The sequence below is a fragment of the Roseovarius pelagicus genome (genome assembly GCF_025639885.1).
Lineage (GTDB): Bacteria > Pseudomonadota > Alphaproteobacteria > Rhodobacterales > Rhodobacteraceae > Roseovarius > Roseovarius pelagicus.
In genome coordinates this window covers 169,086-187,116 of the sequence record NZ_CP106737.1, presented here as the reverse complement: position 1 = coordinate 187,116, position 18,031 = coordinate 169,086, and the positions used below count along the sequence as shown (strand labels likewise).

16 protein-coding genes and 2 pseudogenes are annotated in these 18,031 nt (G+C 58.3%); all 18 read left to right on the top strand.

Annotation, left to right across the window (positions count from 1 at the left end):
• The first annotated feature begins 295 nt into the window (after nt 1-295).
• The 18 genes and pseudogenes from N7U68_RS00845 to N7U68_RS00760 all read left to right on the top strand — a co-directional run bounded on the left by N7U68_RS00845 (nt 296) and on the right by N7U68_RS00760 (nt 18,011).
• Nucleotides 296-1,201, top strand: coding sequence for an ABC transporter permease (locus tag N7U68_RS00845; protein WP_373322910.1), 906 nt, complete (start codon nt 296-298; stop codon nt 1,199-1,201).
• A gap of 12 nt (nt 1,202-1,213) precedes the next feature.
• Complete coding sequence (locus N7U68_RS00840) at nt 1,214-2,275, top strand: ABC transporter permease (RefSeq protein WP_165196962.1); 1,062 nt, start codon at nt 1,214-1,216, stop codon at nt 2,273-2,275.
• 6 nt (nt 2,276-2,281) lie between these two features.
• Complete coding sequence (locus tag N7U68_RS00835; RefSeq protein WP_263046639.1) at nt 2,282-3,967, top strand: ABC transporter ATP-binding protein; 1,686 nt, start codon at nt 2,282-2,284, stop codon at nt 3,965-3,967.
• Nucleotides 3,968-4,033: 66 nt separating this feature from the next.
• A complete protein-coding gene (locus tag N7U68_RS00830; RefSeq protein ID WP_263046638.1) occupies nt 4,034-4,744 on the top strand; it encodes an IS6 family transposase in 711 nt (236 codons plus the stop codon).
• A gap of 204 nt (nt 4,745-4,948) precedes the next feature.
• Nucleotides 4,949-6,172, top strand: coding sequence for a mandelate racemase/muconate lactonizing enzyme family protein (locus tag N7U68_RS00825; protein WP_263046637.1), 1,224 nt, complete (start codon nt 4,949-4,951; stop codon nt 6,170-6,172).
• A 43-nt stretch (nt 6,173-6,215) separates the two neighbouring features.
• Nucleotides 6,216-7,814: a GMC family oxidoreductase gene (locus tag N7U68_RS00820; RefSeq protein WP_263046780.1), complete on the top strand. Its 1,599-nt coding sequence runs from the start codon at nt 6,216-6,218 to the stop codon at nt 7,812-7,814.
• 3 nt (nt 7,815-7,817) lie between these two features.
• Entirely contained in the window at nt 7,818-8,288 is a 471-nt protein-coding gene (locus tag N7U68_RS00815; RefSeq protein ID WP_263046636.1) for a hypothetical protein, read from the top strand.
• 334 nt (nt 8,289-8,622) lie between these two features.
• Nucleotides 8,623-9,003: an IS66-like element accessory protein TnpA gene (gene tnpA / locus N7U68_RS00810; RefSeq protein WP_165198343.1), complete on the top strand. Its 381-nt coding sequence runs from the start codon at nt 8,623-8,625 to the stop codon at nt 9,001-9,003.
• Entirely contained in the window at nt 9,000-9,347 is a 348-nt protein-coding gene (tnpB, locus tag N7U68_RS00805; RefSeq protein ID WP_263046635.1) for an IS66 family insertion sequence element accessory protein TnpB, read from the top strand. Before tnpA ends, tnpB begins: the two co-directional genes overlap by 4 nt.
• A gap of 62 nt (nt 9,348-9,409) precedes the next feature.
• Nucleotides 9,410-11,045: pseudogene (gene tnpC / locus N7U68_RS00800) on the top strand (IS66 family transposase).
• Nucleotides 11,045-11,341, top strand: coding sequence for a hypothetical protein (locus N7U68_RS00795; RefSeq protein ID WP_165198341.1), 297 nt, complete (start codon nt 11,045-11,047; stop codon nt 11,339-11,341). Before tnpC ends, N7U68_RS00795 begins: the two are co-directional and overlap by 1 nt.
• A 70-nt stretch (nt 11,342-11,411) precedes the next feature.
• A complete protein-coding gene (locus N7U68_RS00790) occupies nt 11,412-12,929 on the top strand; it encodes a TnsB C-terminal domain-containing protein (protein ID WP_165198340.1) in 1,518 nt (505 codons plus the stop codon).
• Entirely contained in the window at nt 12,907-13,764 is an 858-nt protein-coding gene (locus N7U68_RS00785; protein WP_241188311.1) for a TniB family NTP-binding protein, read from the top strand. Before N7U68_RS00790 ends, N7U68_RS00785 begins: the two co-directional genes overlap by 23 nt.
• Nucleotides 13,761-14,702, top strand: coding sequence for a TniQ family protein (locus N7U68_RS00780; protein WP_165198338.1), 942 nt, complete (start codon nt 13,761-13,763; stop codon nt 14,700-14,702). The genes N7U68_RS00785 and N7U68_RS00780 overlap by 4 nt, the downstream gene beginning before the upstream one ends.
• Before the next feature lie 89 nt (nt 14,703-14,791).
• Nucleotides 14,792-15,133, top strand: a pseudogene (locus N7U68_RS00775) (adenylyl-sulfate kinase); the annotation flags it as partial.
• Nucleotides 15,134-15,556: 423 nt separating this feature from the next.
• A complete protein-coding gene (locus tag N7U68_RS00770) occupies nt 15,557-16,471 on the top strand; it encodes a Gfo/Idh/MocA family protein (RefSeq protein ID WP_165198337.1) in 915 nt (304 codons plus the stop codon).
• A complete protein-coding gene (locus tag N7U68_RS00765; protein WP_263046634.1) occupies nt 16,468-17,175 on the top strand; it encodes an acylneuraminate cytidylyltransferase family protein in 708 nt (235 codons plus the stop codon). Before N7U68_RS00770 ends, N7U68_RS00765 begins: the two co-directional genes overlap by 4 nt.
• Nucleotides 17,172-18,011, top strand: coding sequence for an SDR family oxidoreductase (locus N7U68_RS00760; RefSeq protein WP_165198335.1), 840 nt, complete (start codon nt 17,172-17,174; stop codon nt 18,009-18,011). Before N7U68_RS00765 ends, N7U68_RS00760 begins: the two co-directional genes overlap by 4 nt.
• Nucleotides 18,012-18,031 lie beyond the last annotated feature (20 nt).

The following is an 18,031-nucleotide window of genomic DNA, read 5'->3' as shown; positions in this document are numbered from 1 at the left end:
GTGTTTTTCGAACGTCACCAATGTAACAGCTGAACAGACTGGCGTGATCAAACCTGGTCACGAGCGAAACAGATGAGCGGAGATTGTTCGGCCATCGGCGAATGACGCGCCCGAGGCTTTCAGATCAGTGGCACATGCTGTCCGTGCCATGCAAAATTCAGCTTTCTGCATCACGGACCTCCCGTCGCCAACTCACTTAAAAACCGAGCGACGATACATATAGTTTTTCCTTGGGAGCGATAGATTGAGTTACTTAGCGCAACTTGTTTTTAAACGCCTAGGCCTGGGTCTGGCGATGCTACTGGTCGTATCCGTCATCATTTTCTTCATGGTCGAACTTCTGCCCGGCGATATCGCCGAGGCGGTTCTGGGCCAAGGGGCGACCGAAGAAAACCTGGCCGCGATGCGCGAACAGATGGGACTGAACAAGCCTGCTATCTTGCGCTATCTGGAGTGGCTGTCTGGCGCCGTCATGTTCGATTTCGGCAGTTCCATCGTAACACAGGAACCGGTGATAAGTGTAGTCGGTGAGCGGTTCATGAACACGCTTTTCCTTGCGGCCTATGCCGCGGTCATTGCGGTGCCGATGGCTATCACTCTGGGTGTCCTTGTTGCCCTGCTGCGCAACACGATCTTCGATCGCGTGGCCAACGTGCTGACGCTGACCTCGATCTCCAGCCCCGAATTTTTCTTGGGTTACATCCTGATCCTCTACTTTTCGGTAGAATGGGGAATGTTTCCGGCAATCTCGAACCTGAACGAGGGAATGTCATTATGGCAATCGCTCGAGCGCACCTTTCTTCCTGCGCTGACATTGGTTCTGGTTGTTGTGGCGCATATGATGCGGATGACACGAGCCGCGATCATCAACCTGCTTGCCTCGCCCTATATCGAGATGGCGCGGCTGAAAGGTGCCCCGCCGTGGAAAGTGATCGTCAAGCACGCGCTGCCCAATGCGTGGGCTCCGATCATCAACGTGGTTGCACTGAACCTTGCCTACCTGATCACAGGTGTCGTCCTTGTCGAGGTGGTGTTTGTCTACCCCGGTGTCGGTCAGGCGCTGGTTGATGCGGTCAGCAAACGCGACTTCCCGGTTGTACAGGCCTGCTGTCTGATTTTCGCCGCGACCTTCATCCTGCTCAATCTGGCAGCCGATGTTGGCGCAATCCTGACAAACCCGCGTTTGCGGCATCCGAAGTAAGGGAGCAGATACATGAGCTTTTTTGTAATCGGCTACTATTCCATGCTGCTGGCGGCGTCTTGCCTTGCGGCGTATTTCAACAAACGGTCAGTCTTCTTGCTGGTGTTCTCGCTGACCCTCGTGTCCTTTGTTGTGGGCATTATCGGGGGACCGGGTGCTTTACGGGCGATCGCGACCTGTGCGGGCATACTGGCGCTGGCGGCGATGGTTTCCTACGCCTTCCGCGAATTCCTGATCATGCTGGCGGGCACCGAGACAGCCAAGGAGCTGCGCACCGCGCCGCTCACGGCGGCCTTCGGGATGTTTGTCATCTTCACCTACGCGATTGCGGGCATCTTTGCCCCTGTCATCGCCCCCTACGGCGAAGCAGAGGTGATCAGTTCGGCCTTTGCGCCGGCGGATGAGAACATGCTGCTGGGGGCGGACCAACTGGGCCGCGATATGTTCAGCCGCCTTGTCTATGGCACACGCAACTCGGTCGGCCTTGCGCTGACGGCGACCTGTGCGGCGTTTATCATGGGCGCGGGCGCTGGATTGCTGGCTGCGACCAAAGGGGGCTGGTTCGACCAGTTCATGGGGCGTTTCGCGGATGTGATCATGTCGATCCCGTCGCTGATCTTTGCGCTGCTGATGCTGTCGATCTTTGGCCCGTCGATGCCTGTGATCATCATCGCCGTGTCAATTATCTATGCGCCGCGCGTCTTCCGTCTGACGAGGGCGGTGGCGGGTAACGTCGTGGTGATGGACTATATCGAGGCCGCCAAGCTGCGCGGCGAAGGCACCGGATACCTGATCCGACGCGAGATCCTGCCCAACTCGACCGCGCCTCTGATTGCCGAGTTCGGTCTGGAATTCTGCTTCGTCTTCCTGCTGGTGGCTGGCCTGTCGTTCCTTGGGCTTGGTATCCAGCCACCCACAGCGGACTGGGGCTCGATGGTGCGAGAGAACGCGACCCTGATCTCGTTTGGCGAGATTACCCCGCTGATCCCGGCGGCGGCCATTGCGCTGCTCACTGTCGCGGTCAACTTCGTGGTGGACTGGATGCTTCACCGTTCTTCCGGTCTGAAGGAGTAATTCAGAATGGCTAGTGAAAGAGACGTTCTTCTGAAAATCCGGAACCTGAAAATTCAGGGTTATTCGGATGAAACATGGGTCGACATCATCAAAGGTGTCGATCTGACCCTCCATCGCGGCGAGGTGATGGGCCTAATCGGGGAATCCGGTGCAGGTAAATCGACCATCGGTGCGGCCGCCATGGGCTATGCCCGCGATGGTACGCGCATCACCGAGGACAGCTCGATCGAGTTCGACGGGATGGAACTGACCACCGCCACAGAAAGCGAACGGCGCGCCCTGCGGGGCCACCGTATTGCCTATGTGGCGCAATCAGCGGCAGCCTCGTTCAACCCGGCGCACAAGATTATTGATCAGCACACCGAAGCGCCGCTTCAGTACCGCCTGAAGAAGCGGATGGAAGCGCAAGAGGACGCGATGGACCTCTACGAGCGGCTGCGTTTGCCGAACCCCCAAGAGATCGGGTTCCGCTATCCGCACCAAGTGTCGGGTGGGCAGCTACAGCGGGCAATGACCGCGATGGCCATGTCGTGTCGGCCGGACCTCATCATTTTTGATGAGCCGACCACTGCGCTGGATGTGACCACCCAGATCGAGGTTCTGGCCGCGATCCGGGATATTGTGGAGCAGTTCAACACTGCCGCGCTCTACATCACGCATGACTTGGCCGTGGTGGCGCAGATGGCCGACACGATCAAGGTGCTGCTGAAGGGTAACGAAGTCGAGGAAGCACCGACCGAGGAGATGCTGAGCAACCCCAAGGAGGACTATACCAAGTCGCTCTGGGCAGTGCGCAGTTTTGAGAGCCCGCAACGGTTCCGGCCAAAGGATGCGACGCCGCTGATTTCGGTCAAGAACGTTGATGCGGCCTACGCCTCTGGGCCCAAGATCCTCGATGACGTCAGCTTTGACATCTACGAGGGAATGACGGTTGCGGTGGTGGGTGAATCCGGTTCGGGTAAATCGACCACGGCACGGGTGATTACGGGCCTGTTGCCACCGCAAAAGGGCGAAGTGCTGTTCAAGGGCACGCCGTTCCCGCCTGATTATCGGCAACGCAACAAAGAGCAACTGCGCCAATGCCAGATGATTTATCAGATGGCCGATACCGCGCTGAACCCAAAGGTGCGAATCAGCGAGATCATCGGTCGCCCGGCACAATTCTATTCCGGGCTGAAGGGCGCTGCGCTGAAGGCACGGGTTGATGAGTTGCTGGACCTGATCGAGCTTGATCCCTCAAAGTACTACAACCGCTATCCGCCGGAACTGTCGGGTGGGCAAAAACAACGGATCGGGATCGCACGGGCCTTGGCTGCCGAGCCGACATTCATCGTCTGTGATGAGGTCACATCGGCGCTGGACCAACTGGTGGCCGAAGGTATCCTGCGGCTGCTCGACCGGCTCCAGAACGAGCTGAACCTAGCGTATATGTTCATCACTCACGATCTGGCGACAGTACGTTCCATCGCCGACGAAGTGATCGTGATGCAGCATGGTAAAGTGGTAGAGCAAGGGCCGAAAGACGACATGTTCAAACCGCCACACCACCCCTATACCGACCTGCTGCTGAGCTCGGTCCCCGAGATGGACCCGAACTGGCTGACGACGCTGCTAGAAGAGCGCGGCATTGATAATCTGGGCGATGCGGCTGCGGCCAATATCGACCCAAAAGGTGCGAAAATCGTGCACTGACGCGCGATAGCCCTCGGCGGCATTGCCAAGTTGTTTGCCGTTTTTGACTTGGGTAACAGTTGAGGCATGAAAATACCGCCGTCAATGCTGCGCCTGAAGGGCTTTCGTTTTCCGCGCGAGATCGTCGCCCATGCGGTCTGGGCCTACCATCGCTTTGCGCTCAGCACCGCGGATGTCGAGGACCTGTTGGCGGAGCGCGGCGTCATCGTCAGCCGCGAAGCCATTCGCCTTTGGGTCAACCGGTTTGGTGCGCATTTCGCCGCCTGCATCCGCCGGGACCGGCCGCGCCCTAACGACAAATGGCACCTAGACGAGGTCGTGCTCCCGATCAACGGCGTGAAGCACTGGCTCTGGCGGGCCGTCGATGGCAACGGTGATACTCTCGACATTCTTGTGCAAACACGCCGCAATGCCAAAGCCGCCAAGCGATTTCTGACAAGGCTGATCGCTCAATTCGGCCAGCCAAGAGTCGTCATCGCCGACAAGCTGCGCAGCTACATCAGGCCGATCGCTCAGCAAGCTCAAGGCGCCGATCACCGAGCCCACAAGGGCCTTAACAACCGGATCGAAGGAAGTCATAGGCCGACGCGGCGACGAGAGAAAATCATGGGCCGGTTCAAGTCGCCCAGACAGGCACAGCGTTTCCTTGCCGCACATGACCAGATCAACACGATCTTCAAACCCCGCCGGTATCGCCTCACCGCCACATCCTATCGCCACGCCTGGGCAGATGCATTCAGCCTGTGGGCAGACTATGCCGCCGAAATGAAACCATGACTTGCCAAACGTCGAAAAATCTCAGCATCGGCTGAACAACTTGGCAATGCCTGTCAGACTGCAGACATGCGCAAGATATGGGAATTGAGTGCTGTCCACATAAAACTACTTTCAAGTAGGTTTATTTTATACTAACACCCATTGATGAGGGATGTTGCAACTGCTGTTGCGCGTCCCGACGGACAGTTTGAAGGAGCGGAAAGAATGTCTGGCAAGGCGATCATCAGCGACGTGAAGACGTTTTCGTGCAGCAATTCGTGGCGGAACTATTATTTCCTCAAGATCACCTCGCAGGATGGGTTGAGTGGCTGGGCCGAATTCGACCAGAATTTTGGGTCGCCCGGCGTCGAGGCGGTGATCAAGCAGATCGGACATCGTCTGGTGGGGCAAAGCGCGATGAATCATGAACATATCCGCGAGGATCTGCGCAACGTGACGCGCCCCGGCCAAGGCGGTGTTGTGGGTCAGGCGCTTGGCGCGCTCGAGAACGCCTTGCTCGATCTCAAAGCCAAGACGCTCGACGTGCCCTGCTACACGCTTCTGGGCGGCAAGATCCGCGATGAGATCCGGGTTTACTGGTCGCATTGCGTGTCCTACCGGACCCGCACCGAACATTTCAGCCCCCCGATCACCGACATTGAAGGCGTGCGCCAGATTGCCCGCGAAGTGGGTGAGCGTGGCTTCACCGGGCTGAAGACGAACATTTTCGAATATGACGACAACGACAGGATCACGAATTGGGCCCCCGGCTTTGGCAGCGTATTCGAACCGGGCCGCAACGTCGAACGTCATACCCGGCAAAACCTGCGTCGCCACCTTGAAACCATGCGCGAGGCCGCCGGACCGGACATTGATATCCTGCTCGACCTGAACTTCAATGCTCGCACCGAAGGCTATATCGAGATCCTTCGCGAAATAGCGGACCTGGATATCTTCTGGGTCGAGCTTGATACGCTTGATCCAGAAGCAATGGCGATGATCCGCGACAAGAGCGCCCACCCGATCGCCGGGCTTGAGACGCTGATCGGGTTGCAGCAGTTCCTGCCCTTTTTCCGCGCCGGCGCGGTGGATGTGGCTATCTTGGACACCCCCTGGAACGGCGTCTGGCAATCAATGAAGATTGCTGCCGCGGCCGAGGCCTATGATGTCAACGTGGCCTGCCACAACTTCTATGGGCATCTGTGCACGATGATGAATGCGCATTTCTGCGCCGCCGTGCCCAACCTGCGGATCATGGAAACCGATATTGACCGGATTTCCTGGGACAAGGACATTTTCACCCACGAGCCTGAGTTCAAGGACGGTCATCTGGTCATGCCGGACCGTCCCGGCTGGGGAACCGAGCCCATCGAAGAGGCACTTCTGGACCATCCATCCGTCGAGATGAACATGTACAACCGCGTGCCGGTGGCGAGGCTGCGCAGCTGATCGCAGCACCAATTTGTCGTAAAGGTCACAGCGAATGGTCGATATCAACACGCCTGTGGATGTACTGATCATCGGTGGCGGTGCCTCGGGTGCGGCGATTGCCTGGAGCCTGGCCGAGACCAGGATGCGGATCGTCTGCCTCGAACAGGGTGGCTGGATGAAGAACGAGGCGTTCCCGAGCAGCGGGAGCGATTGGGAGGCGCGTCAGTTCGCCGATTTCTCGATCAGCCCCAACCGGAGGGGGCTGCCTGCGGACTACCCGATCAACGACGATGACTCGCCCATCAAGGTTGCGAATTTCAACGGTATCGGGGGTGGAACGATCCTCTACGCCGGGCATTTTCCGCGGCTTCACCCTTCGGATTTTCGCGTTCGGACACTGGATGACGTGGCCGATGACTGGCCCATCGACTACAAGACGCTTGAGCCATTCTTCGCGCTCAACGATCGGATGATGGGCGTGGCTGGGCTTCAGGGTGATCCGGCCTATCCGCCGAAAACCGCCGTGATGCCCCCGCTTCCGCTCGGTGAAAGCGGCGAGGTGCTGGGCGCGGCGATGAACCGCTTGGGGTGGCATTGGTGGCCTTCGGATGCCGCGATCAACACGCAGACCTACGAGGGCCGCGCGCCCTGCATCAACCTCGGGCATTGCGGGTCGGGGTGCGCGCAGGGTGCCAAGGCGACGACCGATGCCACCTATTGGGCCGAAGCGCTGCGCGCGCGGGTCGAGTTGCGCGACCACTGCCGCGTGCGGCGGATCGAGACCGATGGCAACGGCATGGCGACCGGCGCCTATTACATAGACGCCGACAAGGTGGAACGCTTTCAGCCCGCTGAACTCGTCATTGTTGCCTGCAATGGCATCGGCACACCACGATTGCTGCTGAACTCGGCCTCCGAGCATTTTCCTGACGGGCTATGCAACTCCAGCGGGCTTGTGGGCCGGAACCTGATGTTCCATCCCTACAGCCAGGTGCGCGGGCATGTGGACCGCAAGTTGGAGGGCTACAAGGGGCCGCGAATAGGCATCTGGAGCAAGCAGTTCTATGAAACCGACCCTTCGCATGACTTCGTGCGGGGGTACACCTACCAGTTCTCGCGCGGGTATGGGCCGGTGGCGACGGCGGTGAACGGCATGGCCAGCGGGCTGATCCCCTGGGGGCCGGCGCATCACGATTCCTTCGGTCGGCTGTTCGATCATTCGCTGGGGATGCTGGCGATTTGCGAAGACCTGCCGGAAGAGATCAACCGCGTCAGCATCGACCCTGACCTGAAAGATAGCGATGGCATTCCCGCGCCCAGGATCACGTATCGCCTGAGTGAGAATTCAAAGCGGATGCTGGATCATTCAGTGGCGCGCGGTGTCGAGATCCTGCAGGCCGCCGGTGCCCGCGACATCACGACCAAAAAGCTTCTTACGGATGCGGGCTGGCACCTCTTGGGCACCGCGCGAATGGGCACGGACCCAAAAAATTCTGTCGTCAACGAATGGGGGCGCAGTCATGATGTGCGCAACCTGTTCATTGTCGATGGCAGTGTTTTCGTGACCTCGGGCGGAGTTAACCCGACCTCGACAATCCAGACGATTGCGCTTTATGTCGCTGACCAGATCAAGACCCGCATCTATGAGCTGTTTGATTGACCCATGACAGAAAACGCCAACACGTCCTTCTTTGACGCAAAGCAGCGCGCAACGCTACGCCTTGTCGCGGGTGTCATCATTCCGCCGTGCAGCGCACGCGGACTGCCCGGCGCGGATGATCCCGCGATTTTCGATGACATCCTTGCGTCTGCCGGACGTGACAAGGCGGAGCTGGCGCGCGCTCTGGATTTGCTTGGGGCGGCGGGGGAAAGTGCATCGCTTCAGGAGACCCAGCCTGGATCGCTGCTGGCAACGTTCCGCGCCGAACACCCGGCCCTGGCGGAAGTGCTATCATTGGTTATCGCGCAATGCTATTACCGGGATGCGCGCGTACTGGAGGCCATCGGAATGGAGCCACGCCCGCCCTACCCCAAAGGCTTCACGGCCCTACAGGGTGACTGGTCCTTGCTCGACCCGGTGCGCGCACGCGGTCCGATCTACCGCGCCGTTCCAACCAAAGACGACTCAGGCTAAGTTTGCGCTCAAATGGGGCGTTCTGATTGTGTTTCAATGATCCGCAAGTGGCGGGGTCAAATTTGTGACGCGGGTTCTGAGGGGCTCCGATCAGTTCCATCCCGGCGGGAAAATACGATCGCACCATCAAACTGTGGGGCCAAACACCGGATCTGGACAGGTGATGAAAAAGTATTCGCCAAACAAGCGGTTGGCGAATACTCTGAGGACTTCACAATCAGATCCCTATTCTTCGGTAACCGTGCCATTGGCACCGCCTGCCTGAGCTTAGGGCTTTGATCTAAGAGACGTGTTTAATGACGTCACTAATGACGTCTCTTAAACGGGGTGTGTTATGCGGGGCGAAATTCTTGGGGCTGAACGGCGGCGTTTCTGGCATGACGATGACAAGCTGGAAATTGTCATGTCGGTTGGAGTCGATGGGGCGAGCGTGACCCAGGTGGCGCAGCGCCATGAGATTAGGCGGCAACAGATTTATGCGTGGCGGCATGACCTGAAGAAGAAAGGGCTTTGGTCGCCTGACGGTGGCGCTCTTTTTTATCCAATGGATATCCCGGTTCAGGTTGCGGTTCCTGCGCCGCAGTTGCCTGTCCCGGACGTGCCTCCGCCGACTGCAGTTGAATTGCGTCTGCGAGATGGTCGTTGTTTGCATTTTGACAGTACGATGAATCCGGTCGCGCTGACACGATTGATCCGAGCGGTAGACGCGGCGTGATTGGTCCGGGAACTGGAGTTCGGGTTTATCTGGCTTGTGGCGTTACGGATATGAGGAAGGGCATCGCGGGCCTTTCCACACTGACGCAGGATGTGCTGCGGCAAAAGCCTGCCAGTGGTGCCGTGTTTGCGTTTCGTGGGCGTCGAGGTGATCGGATCAAGTTGCTGTATTGGGATGGCCAAGGTTTTTGCCTCTATTACAAGGTGCTGGAACGTGGTCGTTTCCCGTGGCCAAGCTCTCAAGACGGGGCTGCGCGGCTGACATCAGCACAGTTGGCAATGCTCTGGGAGGGGATCGACTGGCGGCGTCCGGATTGGGGTGTGCCGCCTGCGCGTGTGGGGTGATTTTGCGTCGATATTTACGTTATTTTTATGGTGGCCAGGCCCAATTTTTGGTAATCAAGCGCATGTCAAAACCTGCTGAAAACCTCCCCGATGACCCCGCTGTATTGAGAGCGATGATCGCGGAATTGCAGGCTGAAAACACTCGGATTGAGATCGAGAACGCCAAGATGTCGGCGACGCTGCGGGTCCATGATCAACTGGTTCGGGCGCTTCGCTTGCGGATCGCCAAGTTGCAGAAACTGGCCTTCGGAAAATCTTCGGAGAAGGTCGAACGCGAGATTGAACAGTTGGAACTGGCGCTCGAAGATCTGTTGGTTGCCGTGGCCGAAGACGACGATGCGGCCATCGATGAAGGGCAGGACGAACCAGCGGCTGATGAGCCCACTGCGCCCGCCTTACGCCGCCGCCCACGTGTATCTGATGCGACCCTGCGGGAACGGCGGGAGCTTGATCCTGGAACCTGCTGTCCTGACTGTGGCGGTGATTTACGTGTGGTGGGAGAGGATGTCAGCGAATTGCTCGACATGATCGCGGCGCAGATGAAGGTAATCCAGATCGCTCGCATCAAGAAATCTTGCCGTCGCTGCGAAAAGATGGTGCAGGAGCCTGCGCCAAGCCGCCCGATCCCGGGCAGCATGGCTGGTCCAAACCTGTTGGCGCACATACTGGTCTCGAAGTTCGACGATCACCTTCCCCTTTATCGTCAGCACGAGATCTTCGTGCGCATGGGCGCGGACATCCCCGAAAGCACGCTGGTCGGCTGGTGCGGCCGCGCCATGAAGACCCTGTCGCCGCTGATCGAACGGATCGAGGCTGACATCATGGGCAGCGATCTGCTGCACGCTGACGACACGCCAATCCGGGTGCTGGATCGTTCTTTGCGTGACAAAGGATTGGGCAAAGGGGTCAGGCAAGGCCGGATCTGGGCCTATGTGCGGGATCAAAGGCCTTGGGCGGGGTCGTCTCCACCGGGGGCTGTCTATCGGTTCGCACCAGACTGGAAAGAAGAGCATGTCCTGAGCCATCTGGTCAACGCGCGCGGCATTCTGCAAGCGGACGGTTATAAGGGCTATGCAAAATTATACGAGCCTGAAGCCAATGGTGTGCCGCGTTTGCGCGAAGCGGCATGTTGGGCGCATCTACGGCGTGACTTCCATGATTTTTGGACCTCGACCAAGTCCGAGATCGCCCGCGAGGCGCTCGACCGGATCGGTAAGCTCTACGACATTGAGCGTGACATCAATGGCCAGCCCGCTGACGTCCGCCATGCCGCGCGACAAAAGTTGAGCCACCCGCAAGTCGAAACCTTCTTTGCCTGGTCCGAACAGCAGCTTCTGCGCATTCCCGGCAAAAGCGATCTGGCCAAAGCCTTCAGGTATGGGTTGGGCCGCAAGGATGCCTTCAGCCTGTTCCTGACCGACGGACGTGTGGCCATCGACAACAATCCAGCCGAGCGCGCGCTGCGTCCGATTGGGATAGGACGCAAGAATTGGCTTTTTTGCAGGAGCCGACACCGGCGCGGAAACCTTGGCGCGGGCCATGACGGTCATCGAAACGGCCAAGCTCAATAGCCTCGACCCGCAAGCCTATCTCGCCGACATCCTGAACCGCATCCACGATCACAAGAACAACCGGCTGGATGAACTGTTGCCATGGAACTGGGAACCGCTGGCCGTTGCCCATCAAGAGGCCGCTTGATGGCAGCCATCACCCATGTCCGCGCCATCGACTACGTTGCCAAAATGCTGGGCGAGGATGTCGAGCTTCTCGAAGCCATCATCTCCAACGACGACAACCTCACCTACGGCAACATCATCAACGTTTATGCCGGTGCGGACGAAACCGTCACCGCGCTGACCGACGACGGCATCGAGGAGCTGAAAGACATGATCCGCGACGCCCGTATGACCTCCGAACTCTGGCATGAGTTCCTTGAAGACTTCGTAGATGACGCCGAACTTGTCGCCCGCATCAAAGACAAATCACCGCGGTAACAATGGGGCGGTTACGTTGGATCGAGCTGGCAACGATGTGGGTCCGCGGTTGTTGGCTGCGGCGGAAGAGATGGGTGTTTCCCGCAGCTCTGTATGGGAATTTTATCGACGGTTGAAACAAAACGATGGACGGTCGAGCGCCTTGCTGCCCAAGCGCCGTGGTCCAAAGCGTGGATCACAGCGCTTAGGTCGGGAGGTTGAAGCCATCATTGAGCGTGTTTTACGCTGGCATTATTTGGTGCCTGAGCCGCCTAGTTTTCTCCGGATTGTGGGAGAGATCCAGACCGAGTGCGGAGCCCGAGGTTTTCGCCGTCCAACCCGCCGAACGATCAAGGCCCGTCTTGACGCGATGGACCAGCGCGAGGTGTTGCGGAAGCGGAAAGGAGCGAAGGCGGCCAGGCAAGTATTCGAGGCAAGGGCAGGGGCCTTGGATGTGGAACGTCCGCTGCAGGTCGTTCAGATCGATCACACCTTGGCGGATATCATTCTTGTTGATCAGGTTGATCGCAAACCTCTGGCACGACCATGGCTGACGCTTGCGATCGACGTCGCAACCCGTGTGGTTCTGGGCGCCTACGTCACTTTCGATGCGCCATCCGTCCTGTCCATTTGCCTTTGCCTGGATCATTGTGTGCGGCCGAAGTCCATCCGGACGCCAAGTTCGCTAGAGGAGCTCTATTGGCCAACCGCCGGTATCCCACAGGCCATCCACGTCGATAACGGGCGGGATTTTCGCAGTGAGGCCTTCCGATCGGCTTGTGCGGAGTGGGGTATCTCGATCAAGTACCGGCCGCCGGGCCGCGTGCATTTTGGCGGACATATCGAGCGACTAATCGGAACGACAATGGGTGCTGTTCACGTACTGCCCGGAACGACGCAATCTTCGCCAAAAGATAAGGGCGAGTATGACAGCGCTGCCAAGGCCTCAATGACCCTGGAAGAGTTTGAGGACTGGCTGCGGCTGGAGATTTGTCGGTATCACAATACACGCCACAACGGATTGAGGCGAACGCCACTTGCCGCCTGGGCCCATCTTGGGGGCGACGATGCTGGCCGACAAGTCGTGGACACAGATGCCTTCCGGATCAGTTTCCTTCCTTCAGAACGCCGCCAGCTGGGCAGGACCGGGATCAACCTGTTTTCTATCGGCTATTGGAGCGACGCCTTCGCGCCGATGATCGGTCGTGGAGCCAGGAAGGTTGCGGTCAAGTATGACCCACGAGACATGTCGCGGATTTGGGTTGTGACGGATGATGGCCGCACGATTGTCGCACGCTACAAGGACCTTTCGCGTCCCAAAGTTTCTCTTTGGGAGTCGCGGCGCGCCAGTGCAATCTTTCATGAGCGTCATGGCGGAAGGGTATCGGAGGCAATTCTGTTCGTAATCATCGAAGAACAGCGCCGTATCGCTCATTCAGCTCGACAACGGACACTTACAGCGCGCTTGGAAGGAGAGCGCAAGGCGCGGCGGCCAAACGACAAGCCGAGGCGTGATCCCTCGCGCGAGATGTTCGCAATTGATACAAGCAACCCCAACCTTCCAACTTACCCAATAGATGATTTTGATGGACCACGACGAAAGACTTGATCTCATTCGCAGCGACCGCTGGATCGCCCTCGACCGCGCAACCATTGTTCTCAACAGATTGATATCCTTGATGGAGATGCCTCGGCAGTCACGAATGCCAGGCCTCATGGTCTATGGCAGTTCCGGTATCGGAAAGACCATGATCGCCAAAAGGATGGAGAGCCTCTATCCGACGCAGTACGCTTCTGAGATCGGCATCACGCGCCCGCCGATCCTTCTCTTGCAAGCGCCACCTGCACCGGATGAACGGCGGTTTTATCAGCACATTCTTGCATCAATCGGCGCACCAATGTGGGGCCGACATACGATCTCAGAACTGGAAGTGCGGGCTCTCAGCCATCTGCGTGGCATGGATCTGAAGATGATCATGATCGACGAGGTCCACAATCTTCTGGCAGGGAGCTATCGTGAGCAGAGGCGCTTCCTGAACATGCTGCGCTTCCTGTCTAACGATTTGTGCGCGTCACTCGTTGTGTTTGGTGTCAACGAAGCTGCCGAAGCCATTCGTGGCGATGAACAATTAGCCCGCAGATTGGATGAACATTTCCTGCCGCTCTGGGATGACGATGTGGAGTTCTCCCGCCTCGTCCAGACCCTGATCGCGGCCATGCAGTTGGAACGTGGATCTGGTCTCAGTGTCCAATCGTTGCGTAGCATTTTGGGTGTGACCGGCGGTGTCACCTCGCGCGTGTTCACAATGATCAAGGCGCTCGCCGTCGACGCTGTCGAAACTGGCGAGGAACGGATCACGGATGAGGCCGTCCAATCCTGGCAGCCAGTCTGGGCCAAGCACAGCTGGACCCTGCGGAACCGGCCGCAACCGGCTTTCGAGTGAACTGCAAACCATTGCCGAGGCGCCCTGCACCATTTCAGGATGAACTTCTGTCGAGTTGGCTCGCCCGACTTGCTGACGCTAACTATTGCGCTGTGCCGGAGCTCTGCCGGTATCTGGGGCTTGCACAAGAACACCCGCCGGAAATGCTGGCCGATCTGGCTAGCGTGGACGTCGACAGATTCTGCACCACATTACGTCTGCCGTCCAATGATCTCGACAGCATGTTGCTCAAGCGGCGCAAGGAATTCGCGGTTGAGTGTGTTTCATGGTCAGATTTTCAAAAATGCCGGACATGCACAAGCAAACAGCCCGGGATATCGTTGCGCCATTGGCGCTTCTCGTGGTCATTGCAATGCGAAGTCTGCGGGTCTGAGTTGGTACCTTTGCGAGGTGATTCCGAGGGGCTTGCGCAACCGCCCAGCGGGCTCCGCCGCCGCGCTCAAGAAGGGGCGAGGTACCTCATGATTGCCTACCGACAAGGGAACGTCCATTCGGGCCGACGGATGGACCTGACGTTGCAAGTCGCAGGTGTACTCGCGCCGAAACTTCGTCACGGTGCGAAATTTTCTCAGAGCCGTTTGGATCGCCACAGCATTCTAGCTGCGATCAATTTAGGAATGACCCGGCCTTTGCTCGCGGTCGCGCTGGTGATGAAGAACGATCCCCGCGCTGAACGCAGGCTTCGTGCTACCTTCCCACATAAACGGAAACTGGTGGATCGGTTGGCCAGCCTTGTCGGTGATTTGCCACTTCGCAGTGTTCGGATTGGAGAAAATCACAAAACCCGATCAAAGAAGCACCCCACATGCATCACCTCTTCACCTAAGCCCGAGTATCTCGCAGCGGCAAGGCAAGCGATCACAGAACTCGGAGCAACCGCGGACGGCGGTGAATTGCTCAGGGTTGCGGAAAGCATACTCCAAACCGCACGACGATAACCTGTGGATATCCAGTAATTAAGGGCACAAAATTCGTCCTAAGTCCCGCCACTACATCAGCGTCCATGAATTAATGGCACAGTGACAGCTATGTCGCAAGCGAGATCACCAAGAACGGCGGCATCGCCATCTGCGCCCCCATCGCGCCCTATGCCACCACGCGCCGCGCCGTGCGCGAGGACGTGGAGGCCTTAGGTGCCTTCGTGGAGGTCCATGTCGCCACCACGCTGGAGGAATGCGAACGCCGCGATCGCAAGGGCCTGTACAAGCTGGCACGCGAAGGCAAGATCAAGGAATTCACCGGCATCTCAGACCCTTACGACGAGCCGGTGAATCCCGAACTCAGCGTCGAGACCGAAAATGTCGAAGTCGATAACTGCGCACATCAAGTGATTCTCAAGCTGGAGCAGATGGGGTTGATCGCGGGGTGACGCAGAGCCGGGATCACGGGCGGTTTGGTCGACAAGCGCGTGGGTGAGCGCTAAGACAACAGAGTTGCGTAAATCTTGAGTTGTGCAGTCACCTATTCACCAACAGGTAGGCGGTCACGGCCACAAAGCCCATTGCCGCTCACACAGCGAAAAGCCTTGGATATGACACAGAAATGGGCATAGCATAGCAAGAAACTGGTTCTATTAGGCAGATGTACCTGAGTTATTTTGAAAGTTTGGCGCGCTGAAAATGAATAGGTTGGCAAGGATTGATCTGGTGAAAAATGCTGTGTCCGTCACGCGCAGCAGATGCTCTGGGTTTCGACAAAGCGATTCATTGCGGGCTCACTCATGGCCGAGTCCTGATCGGCCTATAAATGTCCCCGGAATTGATGCCACCAGCTCCGATCCGGTGTCATCATCGTGATCCGTGTTCTTGTCGTTGGATACGGGTCGATCGGCCAACGGCATGCGCGCATCCTGTCTGATCTGGGTTGCAAGGTCGCGGTCGTTACGCAACAGACCACCGAGGCCATGACTATCTATTCCGAACTGTCTGAGGCACTGGATACGCTAAGCCCGGATTACGTTGTGATTGCTGTCGAAACCGCGCGGCACGTCGAAATCCTAGAAGCACTTGCAAGGCTGGGATACCGGGGAAAGCTTTTGGTCGAGAAACCCCTGTCGGACACGCAGTACACATCACCCTCCGGTATTTTTGCTCGGTTGGCAGTCGCGTATAATCTGCGTTTCCATCCCGTTCTCTCGGCACTCCGCGCACGGCTGGCTGGTGTTGAAGTCCTAGCAGTCGATGTCCGGGCAGGCCAGCATCTCGCCGAATGGCGTCCTGACCGCGATTTCCGCCAGACCTATTCTGCGTTCCGCGAACAGGGCGGCGGGGTTCTGCGTGATCTCAGTCATGAGCTGGACTACCTACTCTGGCTCTTCGGGCCCTGGCGTCGGGTGGCGGCGCTTGGTGGGTCGCTGGGCGCTCTGCAAATAGACGCGGACGAACACTATTCAGCGCTGATGGTGATGGCGCAGGCTCCGGTGGTGCAATTGCGCCTGAGCTATCTCGACCGTCCGGCCCGGCGCGAAATCGTTGTCACCACACGCGACGCAACTTTGACTGCGGATCTCATGGCCGGAACCCTCGGGGTTGACGGCGTGATTGCGCATTACGAATGCGATCGCGATACCAGCTATCGTGCGATGCATCTTGCGATGCTGGAAGATGAGGGTGGCATACTCTGCTCCGCCGCTGAAGGGACTGCCGTGGGCGGGCTTGTGGCTGCGCTGGAACAGGCGGCGGCGATTAATGTCTGGGTTGCGGCATGACGCGCATCTGCACGATATGTGCCCGAGGCGGCTCCAAGGGGCTGCCAAGAAAAAACCTTCGGCCGCTCTTGGGCAAGCCTCTGCTGGCATGGACAATCGAACAAGCTACCGCGTCCGGCTTGTTCGATCTGATCGCGGTCAGCAGCGATAGCGACGAAATCCTTTCTGTGGCGCGCCGTTATGGTGCGGGTCATACGGTCAAGCGCCCTGATGAGTTTTCTGGTGATACCGCCGCCAAGGTTTTTGCCATACGCCACTGCCTGCTTGATGCCGAAGCCGCGCTTGGACGGTTGTCCGATATCGTTGTTGATCTCGATGTGACGTCACCTCTGCGTACTCAGGGTGACATCGCCGCCGCTATTCGTTTGCTCGAAGACAGTGGCGCGCCGAACGTCATCACGGGCGCGCCGGCGCGCCGGTCGCCCTATTTTAATCTGGTCGAAGTTGGCCTTGACGGGGTCGCCCAACTTTCCAAGCGACACACGAATTTGGTGACACGCCGGCAGGACGGGCCGGCCTGCTTTGATATGAATGCCGCGATCTACGTGTGGCAGCGCGATACCTTTGTGGAACGGCCAGAGGTGTTCTACGACGACACCCGGTTTTTTGAGATGCCCTCAGCGCGATCCATCGATGTGGATACCGAAGTCGATTTCGAGTTGCTGGAGATTTTGATGCGCCGCCAGCTGGAGGAAAGCACATGACTTGGTCAGCCAACGGAAAGGGTGAGTACCGTCGGCTTTTCGACCTGTCGGATCGTGTCGCGGTGGTGACGGGTGGACTGGGCCTTCTGGGCCGACGGTTCTGCGCCGCGCTGGCGGATCATGGCGCGCATGTCGCGATCGTGGACCAAGACATTACGGATACCAAGAGCTTTGCCGATGAACTGGTGACGACTTATGGTGGGCGCGCTGCCGGTTTCAGCGCCGACATCTCCGACCCCGAGGCAATTGCGCCTCTTGCCAGCCAGATCGAGGCAGCGCTGGGGCCGATTGTAATCTTGCACAACAGCGCCGCCAGCAAGAGTCGGGTACTTGACCGTTTCTTCGATTCGGCGGAGACATTTGAGCCAGAAGTCTGGCGCGAAATCATGGCCACGAACCTTGACGGTGCTTTCTACGTGACCCGTGAGATTGGTGGGCGCATGGCACGCCGCCGTACCGGTTCGATTATCCATACGTCTTCGATCTATGGCGTCGCAGGACCAGACCCGAGGATCTACGAAGGATCGGAATACCGCGGCAGGCCGATCAATACCCCCGCCGCCTACAGTGCATCCAAGGCAGGGGTCATCGGTCTTACACAATATTTCGCGACCTACTGGGGTGACAAGGGCGTGCGCGTGAACACGCTGTCCCCTGGTGGGATTGCGGATGGCCAGAACGAAGTGTTCCAATCTCGTTACAGTGCCCGCGTGCCGATGGGTCGGATGGGAGCGGCGGACGAGGTGACTGGCGCGTTGATTTTTCTGGCCAGCAACGCATCAAGCTATATCACCGGCCAGAATCTGATTGTCGATGGCGGGTTGACTGCCTGGTAACGTCCAGTGCTGCCCCGAGG

Excerpts from the sequence above, each read along its gene's own strand:
- N7U68_RS00815 (WP_263046636.1), top strand. The coding sequence starts at position 7,818 with ATGACAGAAAACGCCAACACGTCCTTCTTTGACGCAAAGCAGCGCGCA.
- N7U68_RS00830 (WP_263046638.1), top strand. The coding sequence starts at position 4,034 with ATGAAAATACCGCCGTCAATGCTGCGCCTGAAGGGCTTTCGTTTTCCG.
- N7U68_RS00825 (WP_263046637.1), top strand. The coding sequence starts at position 4,949 with ATGTCTGGCAAGGCGATCATCAGCGACGTGAAGACGTTTTCGTGCAGC.
- N7U68_RS00790 (WP_165198340.1), top strand. The coding sequence starts at position 11,412 with ATGGGTGTTTCCCGCAGCTCTGTATGGGAATTTTATCGACGGTTGAAA.
- N7U68_RS00795 (WP_165198341.1), top strand. The coding sequence starts at position 11,045 with ATGGCAGCCATCACCCATGTCCGCGCCATCGACTACGTTGCCAAAATG.
- tnpA (WP_165198343.1), top strand. The coding sequence starts at position 8,623 with ATGCGGGGCGAAATTCTTGGGGCTGAACGGCGGCGTTTCTGGCATGAC.
- N7U68_RS00840 (WP_165196962.1), top strand. The coding sequence starts at position 1,214 with ATGAGCTTTTTTGTAATCGGCTACTATTCCATGCTGCTGGCGGCGTCT.
- N7U68_RS00835 (WP_263046639.1), top strand. The coding sequence starts at position 2,282 with ATGGCTAGTGAAAGAGACGTTCTTCTGAAAATCCGGAACCTGAAAATT.
- N7U68_RS00765 (WP_263046634.1), top strand. The coding sequence starts at position 16,468 with ATGACGCGCATCTGCACGATATGTGCCCGAGGCGGCTCCAAGGGGCTG.
- N7U68_RS00760 (WP_165198335.1), top strand. The coding sequence starts at position 17,172 with ATGACTTGGTCAGCCAACGGAAAGGGTGAGTACCGTCGGCTTTTCGAC.
- N7U68_RS00785 (WP_241188311.1), top strand. The coding sequence starts at position 12,907 with ATGGACCACGACGAAAGACTTGATCTCATTCGCAGCGACCGCTGGATC.
- N7U68_RS00845 (WP_373322910.1), top strand. The coding sequence starts at position 296 with ATGCTACTGGTCGTATCCGTCATCATTTTCTTCATGGTCGAACTTCTG.